Here is a 21,636-nt window from a genome sequence, read left to right on the forward strand (position 1 = left end):
TTTCCGTCTTCCACGGTTTTACACGAGTTTTTCGGCTTGGTGTGGTTAACGGCAAAGTGCGGCATGTACGTATAACTATATACGGGTGAAAAAACCCCAACTTATCTAATGAATGAAAGAAGTTGGGCTTTTTCCGTGATTTTTTCTTGACTTGGTGTTCACTCCAAGTAGTATTCTGTATTTACTATTTTGAAGCACAGAAAGGAAAGGTTAAATGAAGGAACAGAACAAAGTAGTATTGATCACAGGAGCTAACTCTGGGATTGGATTGGAACTAACGAAAAATCTGCTATTACAAGGCTGGGAAGTGGCTGCTTTAATCCGCTCTGATTTTCCAAATGGACAACCAATCATCATTGATGCTCTTAAAAAGAAACATTTAAGAGTATATAAAGCGGATTTAGCTGATTTCTCAAGCCTTAGAAATGCACTTGACCAGATTAAAAAAAGCGAGGCTAAAATTGATTTGCTTTTCAACAATGCTGGAGTCTCTTTTGCTGAATACAAATATTCCAAGCAGGGGCGTGAAATCCATTTCGAGGTTAATACATTAGTGCCTTTCATCATTACGGTGGAACTTAAAGAGCTGTTACTAAAAGGGCAGGATAAAACGATAATCAACACATCTTCCAATTCTTTGTTATTTCTAAAGCAATTTGACTTAAATACAGTCATCAATCCTAAAACTCCTTTTAAAAAGTTGGTAGGTCCTTATGCCAACAGTAAATTGGCCCTATCCCTGTGGACGAATGGAATAGCACCAGAGCTATCGAGTGAGGGAATAAAAATTCGCAGTGTCTGCCCAGGACCAAATAAGACGAGGTTAACTAAAGGAAAGGGAATGCCAAGCTATATCCTTCTCGTAAGGAGTCTTATTTTTACTCCCCCAAGTAAAGGGGCTTCCCGCTTATACGATGCTGCTTTCAACAACGAGATTACCGGGATTTTTATAAACAAGGGCAAAGAAACTGCAATCAAACTCTCGGGGCATGAGGAAGAAGTACTTAATCGACTGTATGATATTTACAAAAATGAGTTTCTCGTTTAGATTTATTTAAATTCTATTTATAAGCTGCATAGTGTATGGAATTTTAATGAAATGAAAATCAAGACAGTGGGTGAAGATTTGGGTACATATTCTATTAAGCAAATTTCCGAGAAAACTGGATTAACCGAAGATGCAATCCGCTATTATGAAAAGATTGGCTTGCTTCCCTATGCAAAAAGAAAACAAAATGGACATCGAATTTACGGTGATGAAGATAAAGAGTTAATGGAATTGATTATTTGTCTAAAAAAAACAGGAATGTCATTAAATGAAATGAAAAAAATTATAAAATTGCCTATTAAGGAAAACATCAATGCTATTCCCGAATTAAAAAGAACTCTTTTAGATTATAAAGAAAAGATTATGACTCAAATACAGGATTTGCAACGTATTGTGGCGTTTATTGATAATAAGCTGGAAAACGATTCAACTTTATTTCGGTCTAAATAGAGACAACAACGATCGTTAGCAATAACATAAAGTGGATGAAGCAGACGTTCCTAAGAATTTACGACTTGCAAAAAATAACAGTTGGCCAGTTGTGGGCTTCTAGTTTGAGTGCTTATTTCTCTTGTAAAGCTAGATTCGTTTCGTTTCAGATGACGGATAAAGGAGAATCGTTTTGCAAATTAGCCGATAAGTTTAACAGTACTGCCGTACGTCTCTTCCTCACATAAGCCCATTCGTCTCAAGCAAGGATCGTCTGCCCAAAGGGAAAACATAGACAAAAAGGCCACCCTACAAGACGTAGTCTATCACGGGCAGGCCTTTGCCGCGGCTTCCAATTCTTTTTCCAACCCCTCCAATGTAGTTGTCCGCTCTGTTGGCCTTTGTTCGTCATATAGCAGTTGTTCAAGAAATTCCCAAATATCCTCGAGCCTCCGTCTGCCTTGATAAAAGGCCAAACATTCTTGGTCAATGACATAGTCGGGATGGCGCTTACGATAGTGGTCCATAAACGCATTGTTGTAACATTCATCGACGACAAACATCATGTCCGCTTCTACTGGCGCGAGCTTCAACCCTTCCCAGTCAATTAAGACGAGTTCTCCTTGTGACGTCATCACATTCCAATGATGCAAGTCGGTATGGCACAACGCATAGCGGAGCGGCCGCTGTTTAAGCATCTTTGACCGTTTATCGGTTGACTCAATCAGTGACAAAAGCGGTTGTGCAAAAGGAGCAATGGTTATGTGGACGTCGTTTGGCAAAGTCGGTAGTTGCTCTGTCAGCAGTTTGTATAAGGAGGCGGCAAAAGGCAATGAAAAGTCTTCCTTTATTTGTGGAGTCGCGATAGGCGCTGTTTCTCCGATGGCGTGGAGCGCTGCGATGATTGTGGCCAATTGCTCAACTTGGTCGTTTGTTAGTTGTTGCGGACCGATTGTTTCGCCCTCGATGTGCTCATAAAGTAGAAAAATGCCTTCGTCGTTTTCACATTTGCATTGGCCATTTTTAGTAAGGACCGGCACTGGCACTTTGCCGTTTAAATCGTTTTGCTCGTTCAGCCAAATGAGGGCGGGCACGTATTCATCAATGAGTGCTGTCCATTTTGGCGTGGATGTTCTGCTCTTTTCGTACATTTTCAAGAAATACGTACGTTCCTTTGTTTCGACTCGATACGCAAGGGCTGCCCAGCCGCCCTTTTGCGGAGAAATCGTTTGTGCCTGTAATTGGTACTGTTCCTGCAATAGTCGTTTTAAACTGTCCATCGGGCACTCCTTTTCACGATTTGGCTTTCTCTGTTCATCATAAAAGGAAGTGGCTCGTTGTGGCAAGGCCAGCGGCGCTGAATGCCTACGGATTAATGTGCACCCTCGTTCCGATTGGGACAGTAGCGGCGAGTTCTTCGACATCTTCATTATGCATGCGAATACAGCCATGGGAGACAGACTGGCCAATTGAAGCCGGATCATTTGTGCCATGGATGCCATAATGTTGTTTGGAAAGCGACATCCACATTGTTCCGAATGGTCCTCCTGGGTTGGGCGCTTTGTTGATGATGACAAAATTTCCGGTTGGTGTTTGTGTCAGCATTTTTCCGACGGCAATGGGATAGGTTTTTACAACAGAGCCATTGTGGAGCAAAGTTAACTGATGCTGGGAAAGGGAGACACGAATTTCATAAGGGATCGTATTGGGATTGGGAAGGCCAGGTATGACAATCGATTGGCCAACGAATAGTTGATTCGGGTTGATCGTTGGATTGGCTTGAATAAGAAGCGCCAAAGAAATTCGATAATCGGCGGCAATGGACGACAACGTTTCGCCTGGCTGGACACTATGAAAGTACATTGATGATCCTCCAATCGGTTTTATGTTGCCTCTCTATGAGTGTACGCTTTCGATCATGTCCTCTTGCATGTTACTGTTTGGTTATGGAAAGGATCACGTTGTTCACTCGTAACGGAAGGCAGAAATCATTAGAACGGCTGCACACTGTTCGAAAGGAGAATGGATGTTTAACAAGTTTGCAGATAAACACGGGGATTGGAAAGAACAAATCAATGAGCAAATCGTCCCTTTGGACGAAGGGGAATGGAAGCAGTTAGATCGGTTTATAAAAGGGAAGCAGATCGTATTACTTGGTGAAAATTCACATTGGGTAAGCGAATATTATACAAATAAAATAAAGCTCGTTCAATATTTACATGAGAAGCATGGCTTTCGTGTGCTTGTACTTGAAAGTGGTCTTGTTGAAGCGAGCACAACTGAATTTTTTGGAAATCGAAACCTTGAATATGCAATGGAAAACGGATTATTGGGGATTTATCATAATGAGGAAATGACTACGCTTTTTACGAATGAGTGTTTAAAGGGCTTGACGATTGCTGGAATGGACGTGCAGCCGGTTAGCAACGACTGTTCGAAGCGTATCCTCTCGTGTGTGGAACAAGAAATGGGCGGACATGTAGCCAATAAACTAAAAGACGTCGAAGCGACGTTCTTTGAATTAGATGCACAAATAAGAAATGAGGTCAAATTGGCGAAAGACACGAAAAAGCAGCTGAAACAATTGGCCGAGGGGTACGAGAAGGTGATCTCGTTGATGGAGAAAGAGATGTCAGCAGAATTGTATTCAAAAAGGCTGCAATTGATTTATAGGGGGATCGTGAACCGAAAGCAGTGGTTGCTCGTTAACTTAAAAGGACGTTTTCGTTCAGGAAGCTTGAGAGATGTGTTTATGTATGAAAACCTTGAGTGGTTGCTTAACTACTATAAAGGCGAGAAAATCATTGTTTGGTCACACAACTATCATATTCGCAAAAACCGATCCCTTTTATTAAAAGGATTAGGAATAAAGACGGTAGGGCATTTGCTTGCGAAACAATATTCTCATGTTCTTCTTTCAATCGGCTTTTATGCGGGCAGCGGTACATGTTTGTCCCCTTACAAGCAACCATACGACATTTCTATCAAAAATCAATACCATCTTGAAAAACTGCTAATGGAATTTAATCGCGACGTGTTGTTTTTGCCAGTGAATGTTGATGCAATCGGCAAAAAACGTCCTTGGTACAAACAAAACTGGTGGCTGCTCGAAATGAAATGGCTCGGGATGGCCCCACTCGTCATTAAGCCATACAAGTTTTATGATGGGATTATTTTTATGAACCATGTAAATCCGCCAAATTATTGGGAGGATCAGGACTAAAGCTTGATTCCATCTGTTGATGAAGCTGTTTTTCTTTCGCCAGCGTTGATAGAACGCTGGTTTTTATTTTGCTGTGGCTACTCGTTTTGCGCATGTTCTTGTTTTATCATCATGTAAAAACGAGCGATGGAAGCAATTTTGACGTAGTACTAAATTCTTAAGCCATTCGATTCATTTCTGCCTTTTCCCGTCCGATAAGAAAAGAGAACTAGTCATTTATTGGCGTGTAGCTAGCCAATTTTAACCACTTAGGAGGGAACAGGAAATGGAAAGGATTTCTCGGCTGTCTTTACGGCACAAATTAGCGATCCCGATTGTCGTATTAGTCATAATTTGCTTTGTGATTCTGACATGGATGAGCCAAAGTACGTTAAGTGATCAGTTGCACCGCGACTTGGAGCGTGAATTGAGAAGCGTTGGCCTGTTAACAGCATCTTCGCTTGATCCGAGTGACGTAGAGGCGGTTATGGGCGTTACCGATGAGGCGGATGAAGCATTTGTCCACTTGCAAAACCAGCTAGAGACGATTATGGAAAAGCAAGGGATTATGTACTGGAGTTACATTTGGCAAATGGAAGGGGACAGCGTTATCCCACTCGGCTTTACGAAAAATCTAGAGGACGTTTATAACGTTGGCGAATCGTTTGATAACTTGGCATCTATTCATATTGAAGGCGGGCAGCAAGCGATCGAATCAGGGGAACCTGTCGTCACCGATGTCTTTGAAGATGACTTCGGTACGTGGAGCACTGTCTTTAGCCCAATTGAAAACGAACATGGCGAAACGGTTGCTGTCATTGGTATCGACTACTCAGCGGAGTACATTGACAGCATTCTCGGCGACCTGCAACTTAGCCAATGGTTGACAGCAATCATTGGAACGCTCATCGTTGCCTGTTTCGTTTATTTTGTCGTGAATGGCCTCTTAAAACCATTAAAACAAGTCGTTCAAGTGACAAATAAAGTTGCTGACGGAGACTTGGCCGTTCCATCTTTAGCGGTACGCAGCAAAGACGAAGTGGGGCAAATGGCTAATGCGTTAAACCAAATGGTGCAAAGTTTGCGTGGGCTGATCCAAAATATGGCCTATGCGTCTGAGCAAGTGGCAGCGTCGTCACAACAAGTGGCGGCGGCTTCGAACCAAACGGAGCAAGCTGCAAATGAAGTGGTGGCCGTAATGGGGGACATGGCGGAAGGCGCACGGGTTTCCCAGCAAGCAGCAGAAGATACGGCTAAGGCGACGGAAGAAAATGCGCAAGGGATTCAGCGTATTGCTCAATCGTCAGCAGTTGTTGCTGAGTCTGCTCAAAAGACAGCGGCGGAAGCGAGCCAAGGCAACGACATTATCCAAAATGTCGTGCAGCAAATGCAATCTGTCAGCCAGTCGGTTAATCAAGCAGGAAAAGAAGTACAAGAACTTGGCGAACGGTCTAGTGAAATCGGAAAAATTGTCGAGCTTATTACGAACATCGCCAACCAAACGAATTTGCTTGCACTGAATGCATCGATTGAAGCAGCGAGAGCAGGCGAGAACGGCCGTGGCTTTGCAGTCGTAGCAGGAGAAGTCGGCAAGTTGGCTGAACAGTCAGCAGCCTCTGCTCAACAAATTACCGACATTATCGCTGAAATCCAAACGGTCACTGAACGCTCTGTTGAATCGATGGCCACGGGCACAAAAGATGCGGAAGAAGGGCTTGCCAGCGTCAATGAAGCGGGAGACGTGTTCCAGCGGATTTTAGGTGCTGCCCAACAAGTGGCGGCCCAAGTAGAGGAAGTGTCTTCTGTATCTGAACAATTATCGGCTAATTCAGAGGAAGTTGCTGCCTCTGTCCAAGAATTAACCGGGTTTGCAGAGGAAACGACCAATCGAACAGACAATGTAACGACCGTTTCCAAGGAGCAACTCGCCGCGATGAAAGAAATTGCTGCAAGTTCCGATTCGCTTACACAGATGGCGGAACAACTGCAGGAATCGATGAACCAATTTAAGCTTGAGCAGCAAAAGGACGTGTTGAGATGAAGGCCATAAAAGGCAAAACAGCAGTCGTTACAGGAGCGAGCAAAGGCATTGGCCGTGCTGTGGCGTTGGAACTAGCTAAAGCTGGTGCGGACGTGCTCGTTAATTTTATTGGCGATCCGAAGGAAGCTGAAGAAGTGTGCGCCATCGCCGCTTCCTATGGCGTTCGCGCGATGAAGTGGCACGCCGACGTGAGTGATCCACAGCAAGTGAGGGAAATGTATGCCCTCGTTGATCGTGAATTCGGCAAAATCGACATCCTTGTCAACAATGCGGGGATTGCGGAAGAGGCGCCTATCATAGACATGACAGATGAAGGCTGGGACCGAATGATCCGCGTCCATCTGTATGGGACCTTTTACAATTGCCGTGAAGCAGCAAAACGGATGACGCAGGCGAAAGCTGGAAAGATCATGAACATTTCCTCTGATCTTGGCCATCTAGGTTGTGAAAACTTCTCTCATTATTCAGCGGCAAAGGGAGCAATTAATGCGTTTACGAAATCGTTAGCACGTGAATTGGCTCCTCATGTTTTGGTCAATGCCGTGGCGCCTGGTGGCACATGGACCGATATTCTTGCTTCGTTTGGCGACGATTATGCAGAAGAGGAAGCACAAAAATACCCATTAAAACGGCTTGCTAAACCAGAGGAAATTGCCAAAAGTGTACTATTTTTAGCTTCTGATGACGCTAATTTTTACACGGGGCAAATACTTGGGCCAAACGGCGGGGCTGTCATGCCATGATAGGAGAGGACATGCAATGGAAGGCATAATCATTTTTCTCATTTACTTAGCTTTTATTTACTATATGGGCTATAAAGGCTACCAACGTGTGCAAACAGCGGAGGATTTAATTGTCGCTGGTTGGAGCATGCCCCTTTATGTTGTAACCGGCAGCTTAGTCGCTGCTTTGCTGGCTGCTCCATTCTTTTTTGCCGCAGTCGGCTCTGGCTACACAAGCGGCGGCTTCGAGGGGACCGCGACGATGGCGGGTCTAGGAACATGCATGATTCTTGGCGCGATTATTTGGACAAGGCCGCTTAGGCGCTTGCGCGGTTGGACGATTGCAGACTATTATGGGTTGCGGTTCGCCAGCAAAAAACTTGGCGCTTACACAGGCTCCGTTATGGCCGTTGCATTTGGCTTTTTTAATGCAGGCGCGCTGACTGTTGGCGGAACATATGTCATTCAAACGATTTTTGCGATCGATTTTATCCCGGCCGCTTGTCTGTTTGTGTTGTTAACTGTTGTTTATTCAGCAATTGGCGGACTGTGGGCCGTTGCTTATACAGAAATTGTGCAAGGGGTTGTCGCCTTAATCGGCATTTTAGGAATTGCAGGCGTGGTCCTGTTTACGCACGGCGATTTAACCTTTCAGCCAGACTGGTGGAATGTAAGCAATTTGTTTGAAAAAGGTGGCGTCGAGTTTTGGGCGCTCTACTTAGTGCTCGCCCTCGGAGACATTCCCGCTGCGGACCTTGGCCAACGTGTCGCTGGCGCCAAAAGCCCACGCGTTGCGTACTTGAGCATGATTATTGCTGGAGTGATTGTCATCAGCATCAGTTGGATACCAGGCATGTTAGGCGAAGCCTTTAAAACGATATTTCCAAACAGCGACAATCCAGAAATGCTTATGATTATGTTTGCTGATGGCTATTTCCCGCCAATCATTTCAGCGATCTTTCTTACATCGTTGGCGGCTATGGGCATGTCAACGCTTGCTGCTTGTTATGTGGCATCGGCTGGTATTTGGACGAAGAACATTTATCTTGATTTAATCAACGACCAGCCTGATCCGAAAAAGTTGTTGCTATTTTCTCGCATTGCCATTTGTGTAAGTGCAGCGCTAGGGCTTCTACTCGCATTAGGATTCCAAAAAGTCATTGATCTCGCCTATTTAGCTTGGGATGTTGTGTTTGTGACATTGTTTTGGCCGATTGTCCTTGCGCCATTTTGGGGACGTGTCAGCACAAAAGCTGTTTGGGCCAGTGTGACGCTTGGGCTTCTTTCTTACGCGGTGACGACGTTTACCGGCGTTCCTGGTCCTGAAGTCGCATCAACAGGATTTCTCGGACTGTTAGTGGAACTGTGGCATTTGCCGGTCTTTTTCGGTGTTGTCATCTCAGGCTTGACGATCGTTATCACAAGTTTGATTTCCCCGGCAACACCTGAAGTACGGAACATGCACGAACTTGAAAAGATACCGACGGCAGATGAGTAGCGGTAGTGGCGTCCTCATGCTGTCATCAATAGAAGGCTTGTTGCTTTTTTGGCAACAAGCTTTTTTCCTATTTATGTTGTCTCACCGCCCTGCTACTGCCCTCTGACTAAAGGCAAGGCAGCACAATGGATGCCGCCGCCAATTTTGCGGATTTCCGTCGTGTCAATTGTCTTCGTGCAAATGCCGGCCTGCTGTAGTTGTTTGATCGTACCTGGATATTCAGAAGCAATCAAGACATGGCCAGGTGCTAAGGTGAGGCAGTTAGCGGCACGGTCTGGATCATTGTCGTCTGTATAAATAAGGCGGTAGCCCCGTGATCTTAACTCTTCCAAAAACCAATAAGGGAGCCGCTTTGGCTCGACTAGGGCTGTCTTTGTATCGACAAGCATAAACAGCTCATCTAAGTGGATGCGGTCAGCAGGCAAGTCGACAACCATCAGCTCGATATTTTGCCATGCTAAAATGGTACGGAGCTGGTCAATGCCTGCTTGGTTAACGCGGACCGAACGGCCGACGACAGCAGAACGTTCATCTAGCATGATAAAACTGCCGCCTTCCATAAATCCGTTGCCTTGGATCATGGCCAAGACTGGCATGCCTAATTTGGCAAAAGTACGGTAAGCCGCTTGTTCTTCGCCTTGGCGGATGTCTAAAGCGAGCCTTGCCAAGATGACGCCGCCAGGAACAACAAGGCCTAAATCATGAATATAGATTGACTTCGGGTGTTTTGCTGAAACAAAATCCAAGTCAATGACTTCTGCACCGCTATCCAGTAATGCTTGGCGCAGCTGATCATGCTGGTGATGCAATAGCGGTACATCTATGGGATCTGTCCCGGTCAAATCGTTGCCAATGACGCCTTGGTTGTCGTGTAAAATTTGGTCGTCAATATACGTTTCATAGCTTTTGTTGTCTAGTTGTTGCAATTCGTTTCCAGGACGGTGAATCAGCACTTTTTGAATGGGACCAACTGGAGAGAAGGCTCCCCAGGCACCGCCCCATACTGCTTGTTGTGCGTCTATGTCAAAAAAGGAATCGACAACCAATCGTTGCCCAGGCAAATGGTTTGAAGGCAATGGCAAATAACATCTCTCCTTAATATAATTAAGCGGCTTCTTCTAGTGTCGACAAACGAAAAGGCAGTAATACGTGAAATAAACAGAAGAGACATGGTCCGAGCTTGCGCAATTTGAATCAAAAAAAAGAAATAGCGGTTTGCTATGATAAAAGGGCGAGAGGGGGGAGGACGATCGATTACAGCGAAAGCATCCAAACGAGCATTGCCTATATTGAAGGCCATTTACAGGATTCTATTTCGGTTGCGGATGTGGCAAAGAAGGCTGGCTATTCGCCGTATCATTTCCACCGAGTGTTTTTACGGGAAGTCGGGCTGAGCTTGTCTGAATATATAAAGCGGCGGCGCCTTTGTTTTGCAGCGAAAACATTATTGCATTCGGACACACCCGTTATTGAAGTGGCATTTGCCTGTGGCTTCGAAAGCCAAGAAGCGTTTACACGCGCGTTTAAACGGCTATATGGCTTGCCGCCTGCCCGTTATCGCACTCGATTTCAACCACATCAATCAATTCAGGAAAATGGAGGGAACACGATGGATTTGCAAACATCTCCGATAAAACACTGGTTTTTAAGCGGCAGCCAGCCTGCCGAATACGAGTACGGATTGGACACCGAAACCGTTCACCAAGGCAGCGTATCGGCTTATTTGAAATCGTACGCCCTTCAAGAAGAAGACGATTTTGCAACGCTCATGCAGCAATTCAATGCGAAGAACTATGTAGGAAAACGTGTCCGCTTTTCCGGTTTCGTCAAAACCAAAAATGTCACCAATTATTGTGGCTTATGGATGCGAATCGATAACAATATGAACGATGCGCTCCAATTCGACAACATGTCAAACCGCAAGATTGTAGGAACGACCAACTGGAACCGCTACGCGATTGTATTAGATGTCCCTGAAAACAGTGCCATTATCTCCTTTGGCATTTTGTTGTCTGGCAAAGGGCAAGCATGGCTCGATAGCTGCTCCTTTGAAGTCGTTGACAAAAATGTGCCATCCACGAACATAGAGATGAATTTTACGATGTATGATGAACCTTTAAATTTGTCTTTTCAAGAATAAGGAATAAGAGAAGAGCCTTTGCGAACACACACCGCAAAGGCTCTGTTTAGTGTATGGAAAAATTGGCATTGACAAAAACGCTGTTTTGTATATATATTATATACACAATATGAACAAAATGTACATTGAGATGTCGTTACTTCAATGTATCAACGTAGAAACGGAAAGGCGATGGCGCAAGCGCTTATCAGCTGTATGTCAACGCAAACGGTTCCTTTTGGTTTCCCTTAAGCCAATCGATTTCGCGCAAAGAGGATAAACCATTATCTTACAATCAAGAAGGAGAATGGATATGTCGTTTATTTTAGAAGTGGACAATTTGAGAAAACAATATTCCGATTCGGCTTTTGCCTTAAAGGATGTGTCTTTTTCGATACCGTACGGCTCGATTGTTGGATTTATCGGAGAGAACGGAGCAGGGAAGTCGACAACGATGGGGTCGATTCTAGGAACACTCCAGAAAGACAGCGGCACCATTCATGTTCTTGGAGAAGAGATGGCACCAGACAAACTACATCTAAAAGAAAATATTGGCGTTGTGTTTGAGGACATCAAACTGCCTGGAGACTTAAACATTGTGAAACTAGGAAATGTCTTTCAGCGAATTTACAAGCAATGGAATCAGGAAACGTTTGACCACTATGTTGATTTCTTTTCTTTGCCACGAAACAAGAAAATTAGAGGGTTTTCACGGGGGATGTCGATGAAGCTTTCCGCTGCCGTTGCCTTGTCCCACGATGCCAAATTGTTAATATTGGATGAAGCGACAGCAGGCCTAGACCCGACGGGAAGGGATGAATTGTTAGATGTATTAAAAGAATTTGTCCAAGACGGAAAGCGGGGCATTTTGTTGTCGTCCCATATTACGAGCGACATTGAAAAAATCGCTGATTCTCTCGTTTTTATTAAAAACGGAGAAATCTTGTTAAACGTTAAAAAAGCCGAATTGCGGGAGAAATACGCGATTTTGCAATGCCGGCAAAATGAGTTGGACCTTATTCAGCAAAATGTGATTCTCACATATAGAAAAAATGGAGACAACATCGATGTGCTCGTGTCTGATCGGGAACAAGTCCCTTTTTCGATTGCAAAAAAAGGCTTTACCATTGATGATATGACGCTTTTGTTAATGAGGGGTGAAACAGCATGAAAGGCTTAGTTTTAAATCAATACTACGCTGTCGGAAAAAGCTTGTGGAATTATATCGCGTTAAGTGTGGGCATTACCGCGGTTCTTCTGTTTACCCAAAATGAGATGCTGATGCAGTTTGCAGCATGGTTGCCGCTCTTTTTTATGGTTACGCCAGCACTAGAAGTCTTAAAGCATGAGTCGATGTCAGGCTGGAGCAAATTTGTGCTTACGCTGCCTTTGAAAAGAAGGGAAGTCGTACAAAGCCACTACCTTTTTTACTCGATGATGGTTGTCATCGGTTTAGTCATCACCGTTGCGCTCTTTATGGTCGCTGAGTCCATCATTGGGCAAGTGATGACGGATTCTGCCGTTTATAAGATGATGAATGGTGTTGGCATCGTCCTTATTTCAGGCATGCTCAACTATCCATTGACATACCAGCTAGGGACTGAAAAATCGGATGGGATTCTTGTCTTTAGCATAATGGCTGCAGTTGGGTTGTTTTTACTAAGTTCTTGGCTATTTGAAATCCTTCTAGGCGCTGTTTCCCTCGGTGCACTACAAGGGATGAATGTAGATATGCTGTTCTCTGTAAGTTTTTTAGCGGTCTCGTTTGTGCTTTTTATTGCCTCTTACGTAATTGCATTGTACGTGTTTAAAAGGAAAGAGTTTTAAGTTACGAGGTCAACAAAAAACGGTGCTTCGACTAAAGGCACCGTTTTTACTGACCAAATTCTTTTTTTACGGTTTGCAATGCTGCTCCGATCACTTGATGCATATCGTAGTATTTGTAAGTAGCTAATCTACCCCCGAAAATCACGTGCTTCTCTTGTTCTGCTAATTGTTTATACATTTGGTAGATTTGATTGTTTCTTTTATCGTTGATTGGATAATACGGTTCGTCACCTGGCTTCCATTCTTTTGGGTACTCTTCGGTAATGACGGTCTTCGTTTGGTTGCCAAATTCAAAGTGTTTATGTTCAATGATTCTAGTAAATGGTGTCTCGCGATCAGTATAATTGACAACCGCAGTTCCTTGATAGTTATCGGTATCTTCTAACTGTTTGGTTTCAAAATGCAAGCTTCGGTATTCCAATGTTCCGTAAATGTAATCAAAGTATTGATCGATCATACCGGTATAGACGATTTTCTTAGCCGTCTTTTCTAGCTCAGCTCGAGAGGCGAAATAATCGGTATTCAAACGAACGTCAACGCCTGCCAGCATTTTTTCAATGATCTGGCTGTATCCTCCGATTGGAATTCCTTGGTACCTGTCGTTAAAATAATTGTTATCGTAAGTAAAGCGAACGGGTAATCTTTTAATAATAAAAGCAGGTAATTCCTTCGCAGGCCGTCCCCACTGTTTTTCTGTATACCCCTTTATGAGCTTTTCATAAATGTCAGTCCCGACTAATGAAATGGCTTGTTCTTCTAAGTTCCTTGGTTCTGTAATATTCGCGGCGTCCCGTTGTTCCTTAATTTTTTGTTTTGCTTCCTCGGGGGTGGTCACACCCCATAGCTGATGGAATGTGTTCATATTAAAAGGGAGGTTATAGATCTCTCCTTTGTAATTGGCAATTGGGGAATTCGTATAACGGTTAAAATCAGCGAATTGATTCACATAGTTCCAGATTTCTTTGTGATTTGTATGAAAAATATGGGCCCCATATTGATGAACTTGGATGCCCGCTATTGTTTTGGTATAAACATTGCCACCGATGTGGTTTCGTTTATCAATCACAAGGCAATGCTTTCCTCTTTTTGTTGCCTCATAAGCAAAAACGGAACCGAATAACCCCGCGCCAACGATTAAATAGTCATATTGCATTGTGAAACCACCTTCTAAAAAATTCCCTAGGATGAAAGGCAAGGAACTGGATCTGCTCTTTATTCTACAAGCAGTAATTATAACTATATTTTCAGCGATTTGTCCAACCGATCAAAAATGGATGGTGGTCACTTAAATATGCTATAGTTACTAGTAATGATCACATGTGTTAGCCATTGAAAGGGACCACAATGAATACGGAAGCATTAGAATATTTTATAAAAGTATACGAGAAGAAGAGTGTTACGGCGGCAGCAAAGGAATTGTATATTACTCCACAAGGGGTTAGTAAAACCATTAAGCAGCTTGAATTGGAGTTAGAGACAGAACTGTTTTACCGGGGGCCACGTGGAGTGGAGGCAACAGAAGCGGGGGAACTGCTGCATGCGCGAGCAAAACATCTTCGTTACTTAATTGAAGATATTAAAAAAGAGATAAGCATTGTCAGCGGTCGAAAAGGCTTGTTAAATGTGCTTGTTACGTATTCTTCCTCACTGGCGATACCGGTAGACTATTTGCTTCGTTTCACAGAGATCTACCCTGATATTCAATTGAAAATAAGGGAATATCCCGATGAATTCCCGCTCGACCCACTCTTTCAGGAAGAAGTGGATATAGGGCTCGTTCTGGAGCCAGATGAAATCGAAAACTGTGAAACAGAGTTAGTCGCTGAGGGTGAGGCCGTTATTATTGTAGCGAAAACCCATCCGCTGGCAGAAAAAGATGTCTTTTCCGTCGTTGATTTAGAAAATGTGCCGTTAATCATAAAAGCGGCCGGCACAGGTAGAGAGCATCGATTTGTGGAAACATGTCTGGAACATGGGTTTACACCAACCATTACCCATGAATTCGGAAACGCAATCACAGCCCATCGTTTATGTGAAGCGAATGGCCAAGTGGCTGTCTCCGTTGATTTTGTTGAAGAAGCGATAGGCAATGAAAACATAAAAGTCATTCGACTAAAAGAAAGCATCCCACAAAACGTGTACCTTGTTTTTAGAAAAAGGGATATGCAATCGAAGGCTGTTTCTCAATTTCAAAATTACATGAAAGAAAAAAGCAAATGGCTTTGATGAGAACCTTTCCTGTCTAAGCGATTTGTTTTTTTGTGTGCAAAAAAGCTGGGGTACAAATGAGATGAACATTGTGTGTATGAACGAATCGTTACTACCTCCTAACTTTTCGTTGATGGTTAACCCTATTTAGATACGGTACCCTAATGGTGTAACCACCTGAAACCGTATACAAACAACGGTTACAAAAATGGGCAGAGCGGGGGAAAGACATGAGTAAGACGAAGGGGAGCAAGAAAACGCTAGGAATTATCGCCATCATTGCGATCGTATTGATCATTGCGACTGCAATCACGGCGTCATTTGTAAGCGTAGGACAAATGGTAAAGATCTTGCTTATTGGTGTTATCATTCTTGGAATCGTTATCTTTGTTTTTGGCTTTATGCAAGCGAGACGAAATCCAACCGAGAAAAAAGGGAAGCGGAGAATATGGCTCTCGCTACTGAGTCTTGGTGTGATTGCCATCGTCATCCTTAATGGTGTTATTTATAATTTTAACGTTGTTATCAATCAATACTTAGCGAAAGCGGAAATTGATGAAGAAGAACGAGCCAAGGTGACAGCAGACGCAAAAACGATTTCCGAAGAAGTTGAAAACGAAGGAATTGTTCTTCTTGAAAATAAAGGCAATGCACTTCCACTGAATGTGGACAATGCTACTGAAAAGAATGTCAATGTGTTTGGCCAAGCGTCAGTGAGAATGTTCTATGGGGGCAGCGGCTCTGGCGCAGGGGAGGAAAAAGAAAACATTGATCTTCAGCAAGGACTGGAAAATGCAGGGTTTGTCGTCAATGATGAACTGACTGACTTTTACCAAGAGCATGCTCCTGAAAAAGAGGAACAGAACAACTTAAATATAACAGGCGGCGATTATACGTTGAGCGAACCGCCAAACAGTGAAATGAGCGAAGACATGTGGGCAAATGCAGAGCAGTTCTCTGACGTGGCTTTCATTGTTCTCGCACGGACAGGCGGAGAAGCGGACGATTTGCCATTTGATACAGCCGAGTATGGCGGCTCCGAAGATCGTCATTTTCTAGAATTGACGGAGCAAGAAGAAGAATTAATCGATACGGTTACCTCTAGAGATTTTGAGAAGGTCATCGTCGTGCTTAACTCAAGCAACGCGATGGAATTAGGATTTTTAGAAGAGAAAGAGATTGATGCTGCGATTTGGATTGGTTTTCCTGGTTCCACAGGAAACAACAGCGTAGGCAATGTTTTAGCTGGCAATGTAAACCCGTCTGGACGATTGGTAGACACGTATGCCTACGATGTAACATCATCGCCAGCTTATTACAATGCAGGTGACTTTAAGTATTCCAATACGGAGCATAAGGCAGTCGATAAAATATTTGGCGAATACGATAATTTCCACACATTTGTTAATTATGAGGAAGGCATTTATGTCGGCTATCGTTACTATGAAACTCGTTTTGTGGACAATGAAACCGGAGAGGTTGACGAAGAGGCCTATCAACAAGTTGTCCAATATCCGTTCGGTTACGGCTTGAGTTATACGAGCTTCGACCAGGAGATCACCGATTACCAAACTACGGATGATAGGATTACGGTTGAAGTGACAGTGACAAATACAGGTGATGCAGCGGGCAAGGAAGTCGTTCAGTTGTATTACACGCCTCCATATTATGAAGGGGGAATGGAGAAGTCACATGTTGTGCTCGGCGCTTTTGATAAAACAGAGTTGCTTGAACCAGGCGCTTCAGAAACAGTCAAACTGGAGATTCCAGTAGAAGAAATGGCATCCTACGATGACCAACATGAAAAAGCCTATGTGCTTGATCACGGAACTTATGAGATCAAACTGATGGAAAATGCCCATGAGGTAATCGATTCTAGAACGTATGAAGTGAACGACACGATTGTATATAACGAAGAGAACAAACGCGCTTCCGACCATATGACTGCAACAAATGTGTTTGATGAGGCAAGAGGCGATTTAACGTATGTATCACGAGCCGATTGGGAAGGCACATTGCCAACAGAGCGGACAGAAGATAAGGAGGCATCCCCAGAGCTGCTTCAAGCTTTGGAAGACCCTGAAGTCGTCAACAATCCAGATGACCCAGATATTGTATTTGCTGACCATGGATTGGAACTTGAAGATGTGGCAGGTCTAGACTATGACGATCCAAAATGGAACGATTTGTTGGAACAGCTTTCTGTAGAAGAGATGGCGCAATTAATCGGCTTCGGCGGATATGCAACACAACCGCTTGAATCGATCAATAAGCCTGCGACAACAGATGTTGACGGACCAGCAGGGATCAACCATCTAGTAAACGGACTGAAAGGAACACAGTATCCGAACGCAGTCGTTCTTTCCTCGACATGGAATGTCGATCTCGTTCAGCAGATGGGAGAAGCACTCGGCAATGAAGCGTTGGCTTACGGCATCAGTGGGTGGTACGCCCCAGGTATGAATATTCACCGGACACCGTTCTCCGGGCGAAATTTTGAATATTATTCCGAGGATGGATTGCTGTCAGGCAAGATGGGCTCGGCTGTCGTTCAAGGAGCGCTGTCTAAAGGAGTCTATCCTTATATCAAACACTTTGCCATGAACGACCAAGACACGAATCGCTACGGGATTGCGACTTGGTCAAATGAACAAGCGATACGTGAGCTTTATCTTAAACCGTTTGAGCTGTCTGTAAAAGAGGGCGGAGCGACGGCTGTGATGTCCGCCTACAACCGGATTGGCACAACATGGGCCGGTGTACATGAAGGATTGTTAACAACGGTTCTTCGTGAAGAGTGGGGCTTTAATGGCATGGTCGTTACCGATTTCGACCGATTTCCGTTTATGATTCCAGACCTGATGATTCGGGCGGGCAATGACTTAATGCTGACAACTGTTGGCGACAAGCCGACCGAATTGAGTACGGAGACGAACACCGGTAAACAAGCGATGCGAAAAGCGAGCCACAATATTCTTTATACTGTTGCCAACAGCAATGCACTTGAAATCAACACGACGCCGTATCCGTATTGGCTACTCGCTCTCGGTGCAGGCGATACGATCCTGCTTGCATTGCTGGCGCTTGGTTTCAACAAAGTGACACGGCGGAGAAACGACGTGACAGGAACAAGCGAAACGTAAAACGATACAGAGAGAACAGCAAGTTTAACACTATAGGATAGAGCTTAGGCGGTAGCTGCTTGTCGGCTGCCGCCCTAAGGCTAAATGGGGATACGGAGATGAAACATAAACACTTAATCGAACAGATGACATTGGAGGAGAAGGCCTCCTTAATGTCTGGGAAAGACTTCTGGCAGACTCAGGATATTGCCCGCCTCGGGATTAACAGCATCTTTCTCGCGGACGGCCCCCATGGCGTTCGCAAGCAGGCGAAAGCAGCGGATCACCTTGGTCTAAACCCAAGCATTCCGGCGACATGTTTTCCTACAGCGGCCACAGTGGCTAACAGCTGGAACGCTGAACTAGGAGAGAAAATCGGAGAGTATCTCGGGAAAGAGGCGGTATCGCAGAAAGTCCATGTTCTGCTTGGACCTGGTGTAAATATGAAGCGAGATCCGTTGTGCGGAAGAAACTTTGAGTATTTCAGCGAGGACCCCTACCATGCTGGCAAAATGGCCGCAAGCTATATACGCGGCATTCAGTCGCAAGGAATTTCAGCGTGTGTTAAACACTTTGCCGCCAATAACCAAGAAGAAAGAAGAATGTCGATCGACACGATAGTCGATGAACGAACGTTGCGAGAAATTTATTTAACCGCATTTGAAATCGCTATTCAAGAAGGCCAGACTAAGACGGTCATGTCATCTTACAATATGCTCAACGGAGCCTATACCAATGAAAACATCCATTTAATGCGTGACATTCTGCGAGACGAGTGGAAATTCGATGGTGTGGTTGTAACCGATTGGGGAGGAAGCCACGATCGTGTTGCTGGCTTAATCGCTGGGAACGAACTAGAAATGCCAACAACGGCAGGAGAAACGAACCAAGAGATTATCGAAGCGGTCCAAAGTGGAAGAATAAAAGAAGGCGTATTAGATGAATGCGTTGATCGCTTGTTAACGCTTATTTTCGCTACAGAAAAAGCGTTTCAACAGCAACAGGAAAATGAGTTTGATCAAAAAGTCCATCATCAAGTGGCACAACAAGCGGCGGAAGAATCGATTGTCCTGTTGAAAAATGAAGAGCACATCTTACCGCTTAAGAAGGGGACAAAGGTCGCCATTATTGGTGACTTCGCCGAAAATCCAAGGTACCAAGGAGCCGGCTCTTCCATTGTGAATCCGACCATTTTAGATCATACGCTTGATTGTGTGAAAAAATCAGTCATTGAGCATGTTGGCTATGAACCGGGATTTGAGCGTTATGGCAAACGCAATAAAAAGAAAGTCGAAAGAGCATGCGCGCTCGCGAACCAAGCAGACGTTGTTCTTCTCTACATGGGATTAGATGAAGCGACAGAGGCTGAAGGGTTAGACCGTGAAAACATGAAAATCCCAGAGAATCAAATTGAATTACTCCACTCTTTAGCAGAAGTGAATGCCAATATTATCGTCATTTTGTCGTGTGGTTCTGCAATTGAAATGCCTTGGATCGATAAAGTAAAAGGGCTCGTCCACGGCTATTTAAGTGGCCAGGCGGGGGCAAAAGCGATCCTTCGCGTATTGACCGGTGAGTTAAATCCATCAGGGAAATTAGCAGAAACGTACCCATTAACTTACGAGGACACACCAAGCTATCACCATTTTCCTGGCAAAGAAGTGACAGTCGAATACCGGGAATCCCTGTATATCGGTTATCGTTATTATGATACAGCGAATGTTCCAGTACTGTTCCCATTCGGCTATGGGCTTAGTTACACAACGTTTGAGTATGCAAACCTTCAAGTAAGCAAGGACCAAGTGACTTTTTCGCTGACGAATACGGGAAATGTAGCTGGGAAAGAAATCGCGCAAGTATATATCGGTTGTCAATCGGATGCGATTTTTCGACCGAAAAAAGAATTAAAGGGATTTAAAAAAGTGTTCTTAGACGCAGGTGAAACGAAGACGGTCACGATTCCGTTAGATGACAAAGCGTTTCGCTATTTCAATGTCAAGACGAATCAATGGGAGATTGAAACGGCCACATATGACGTGATGATCGGTGCTTCTAGTGTCGATATCCGTCTTTCAGAATCAGTCATGATTGAAGGGACAAATGCGCCAATCCCTTATGATAAAGAGAAACTACCAACGTATTATGATGGGAAAGCAAACAATGTGAAGGTGGAAGAATTTGAGCAATTAATTGGCCGTAACGTTCCAGTGGCTACATGGGATCGATCAAAACCGTTAGGTTACAACGACACGATCGCCCAATGCCAGTATGCGAAAGGAATTGTCGCAAGACTTGCCTTTCACTGCATCACGTTTGCTCATCGCTTTTTAAAGAGAATAGGAAAGCGGGAGACTGCCAATCTCATTATGATGTCTGTCTATCATATGCCTTTCCGCGGAATCGCAAGATTAACAGGCGGAATGATCAATATGCCAATGGTGGACGGCCTTTTGTTGATTGCCAATGGCCACTTGTTTAAAGGGCTGCGCCACTTTCTCAGAGAGCGCAAACAGTATAACAAACACTTGAAAAATAGGAGCCAATCTATATAGCAGCAAGGCGGCAAAAAAAGTTTCTTTTTTAAAGCTAGATGAAGAAGCGCAACCAAAGCCTAAAAACATCTTTTGTTTTTAGGCTTTGAGGTTGTCGACAAAGTCGCTGATAGAAAACGATTTTCAGATGAGGCTTGTGGAACGAAGGAATATGCGAATAGACGTGGGATGTGCAAATGATTGTCAAGAATGATTATTGGCTACCACAAAGCGAAAAAGGAGAGTACAATGAGAAATGAGATGGGGAAAGCTGAGCGTAAATCTACGGCAGGGCTTCTAGGCTTCTGGGCAAGGTATAAGGAAAAACATCCAAATGTCGCTCAATTTCTCGTGTTTTTTGTTTTAAGTAATGGCATAACGGTTCTTCAGCTTGTGCTGATGCCCGTTTTTAAAGGCATATTTGCCCAAACCTCTTTAGTTGCAACAAGTTTTCAAGTGTTACAGTTTGGCCAGAATTTCGACGGAAGTCCGTATTATGTGTTTGACTATGCGGCAGGTGCTCTCTCGGCAGGCGGTGGAGGGGGACTGGCTTACTTCCTTGCAGTGCAATTAACGATTGCGATTGCCCAGATCATCAACTTCTTTGCGCAAAGAAGCATTACATTTAAATCAAACAGTAATATTTGGAAGGCTGCCTTTTGGTATGTTGTCGCCTATATTATTATTACGATTGGGGCCGCGGCAGCGCAAGGCTTCTATAAAGCACCGATTTATAACTTGCTTATGAATACGTGGGGAATGGGTTCATTCGGGGAAACAGCGGCGGATGCAATTACTATGATTATTAACAGCGCCATTTCCTTCTGGGTATTTTTCCCGATCTTTAAACTTATTTTTAAACAGGAGCCAGAAAAACAAGCAAAGTGAA

The 21,636-nt window shown here is 44.1% G+C and carries 17 protein-coding genes; 13 read left to right on the plus strand and 4 right to left on the minus strand.

Translation table 11 applies throughout. The features are described from left to right. Window positions 1–214: 214 nt before the first annotated feature. Both N6H06_RS03175 and N6H06_RS03180 read left to right on the plus strand, forming a co-directional pair. Entirely contained in the window at window positions 215–1,048 is an 834-nt protein-coding gene (locus N6H06_RS03175; RefSeq protein ID WP_263705619.1) for an SDR family NAD(P)-dependent oxidoreductase, read from the plus strand. A gap of 51 nt (window positions 1,049–1,099) precedes the next feature. Beyond that, window positions 1,100–1,498 (plus strand): MerR family transcriptional regulator, encoded by a 399-nt coding sequence (locus N6H06_RS03180; protein ID WP_263705620.1) that lies wholly within the window; start codon window positions 1,100–1,102, stop codon window positions 1,496–1,498. A gap of 305 nt (window positions 1,499–1,803) precedes the next feature. Here N6H06_RS03180 and N6H06_RS03185 read toward each other — a convergent pair whose 3' ends face one another. Continuing rightward, window positions 1,804–2,757 (minus strand): aminoglycoside phosphotransferase family protein, encoded by a 954-nt coding sequence (locus N6H06_RS03185; protein WP_263705621.1) that lies wholly within the window; start codon window positions 2,755–2,757, stop codon window positions 1,804–1,806. 85 nt (window positions 2,758–2,842) lie between these two features. Beyond that, entirely contained in the window at window positions 2,843–3,340 is a 498-nt protein-coding gene (locus N6H06_RS03190; protein ID WP_263705622.1) for a L,D-transpeptidase family protein, read from the minus strand. Between the two features lie 163 nt (window positions 3,341–3,503). On the opposite strand from N6H06_RS03190, the gene N6H06_RS03195 reads away from it, so the two are divergent. From N6H06_RS03195 to N6H06_RS03210, 4 genes are all read left to right on the plus strand, one after another. Next, entirely contained in the window at window positions 3,504–4,700 is a 1,197-nt protein-coding gene (locus N6H06_RS03195; RefSeq protein ID WP_263705623.1) for an erythromycin esterase family protein, read from the plus strand. 265 nt (window positions 4,701–4,965) lie between these two features. Continuing rightward, window positions 4,966–6,720, plus strand: a complete 1,755-nt coding sequence (locus N6H06_RS03200; protein ID WP_062745571.1) for a methyl-accepting chemotaxis protein — start codon at window positions 4,966–4,968, stop codon at window positions 6,718–6,720. Beyond that, window positions 6,717–7,463: an SDR family NAD(P)-dependent oxidoreductase gene (locus N6H06_RS03205; protein ID WP_062745573.1), complete on the plus strand. Its 747-nt coding sequence runs from the start codon at window positions 6,717–6,719 to the stop codon at window positions 7,461–7,463. The genes N6H06_RS03200 and N6H06_RS03205 overlap by 4 nt, the downstream gene beginning before the upstream one ends. Window positions 7,464–7,479: 16 nt before the next feature. After that, the gene (locus tag N6H06_RS03210) at window positions 7,480–8,940 is read left to right on the plus strand and encodes a sodium:solute symporter family protein (protein WP_263705624.1); all 1,461 of its coding nucleotides are present in this window, start codon (window positions 7,480–7,482) and stop codon (window positions 8,938–8,940) included. 92 nt (window positions 8,941–9,032) lie between these two features. Here the strand turns inward: N6H06_RS03210 and N6H06_RS03215 are convergent, their stop codons facing one another. Continuing rightward, entirely contained in the window at window positions 9,033–10,022 is a 990-nt protein-coding gene (locus N6H06_RS03215; RefSeq protein WP_062745577.1) for a dimethylarginine dimethylaminohydrolase family protein, read from the minus strand. Between the two features lie 167 nt (window positions 10,023–10,189). Between N6H06_RS03215 and N6H06_RS03220 the strand changes: the two genes are divergently transcribed. The 3 genes from N6H06_RS03220 (at window position 10,190) to N6H06_RS03230 (ending at window position 12,886) form a co-directional block, all read left to right on the plus strand. After that, entirely contained in the window at window positions 10,190–11,080 is an 891-nt protein-coding gene (locus N6H06_RS03220; RefSeq protein WP_263705870.1) for a helix-turn-helix transcriptional regulator, read from the plus strand. 292 nt (window positions 11,081–11,372) lie between these two features. Continuing rightward, entirely contained in the window at window positions 11,373–12,230 is an 858-nt protein-coding gene (locus N6H06_RS03225; RefSeq protein ID WP_263705625.1) for an ABC transporter ATP-binding protein, read from the plus strand. Next, window positions 12,227–12,886: an ABC-2 transporter permease gene (locus tag N6H06_RS03230; protein WP_212954388.1), complete on the plus strand. Its 660-nt coding sequence runs from the start codon at window positions 12,227–12,229 to the stop codon at window positions 12,884–12,886. Before N6H06_RS03225 ends, N6H06_RS03230 begins: the two co-directional genes overlap by 4 nt. Window positions 12,887–12,932: 46 nt before the next feature. Here the strand turns inward: N6H06_RS03230 and glf are convergent, their stop codons facing one another. Next, window positions 12,933–14,039, minus strand: coding sequence for a UDP-galactopyranose mutase (gene glf, locus N6H06_RS03235; protein WP_062745582.1), 1,107 nt, complete (start codon window positions 14,037–14,039; stop codon window positions 12,933–12,935). Between the two features lie 191 nt (window positions 14,040–14,230). Here glf and N6H06_RS03240 point away from each other — a divergent pair, with 191 nt between their 5' ends. From N6H06_RS03240 to N6H06_RS03255, 4 genes are all read left to right on the plus strand, one after another. Beyond that, window positions 14,231–15,112: a LysR family transcriptional regulator gene (locus N6H06_RS03240; RefSeq protein ID WP_062745584.1), complete on the plus strand. Its 882-nt coding sequence runs from the start codon at window positions 14,231–14,233 to the stop codon at window positions 15,110–15,112. Window positions 15,113–15,324: 212 nt separating this feature from the next. Continuing rightward, a complete protein-coding gene (locus N6H06_RS03245; protein ID WP_263705626.1) occupies window positions 15,325–18,237 on the plus strand; it encodes a beta-glucosidase in 2,913 nt (970 codons plus the stop codon). A gap of 98 nt (window positions 18,238–18,335) precedes the next feature. Continuing rightward, a complete protein-coding gene (locus N6H06_RS03250; protein ID WP_263705627.1) occupies window positions 18,336–20,768 on the plus strand; it encodes a beta-glucosidase in 2,433 nt (810 codons plus the stop codon). Window positions 20,769–20,996: 228 nt separating this feature from the next. Beyond that, a complete protein-coding gene (locus tag N6H06_RS03255; RefSeq protein ID WP_238583284.1) occupies window positions 20,997–21,635 on the plus strand; it encodes a hypothetical protein in 639 nt (212 codons plus the stop codon). Window position 21,636: the final 1 nt, after the last annotated feature.

Source organism: Shouchella tritolerans (genome assembly GCF_025770735.1).
Taxonomy (GTDB): domain Bacteria; phylum Bacillota; class Bacilli; order Bacillales; family Bacillaceae_D; genus Shouchella; species Shouchella tritolerans.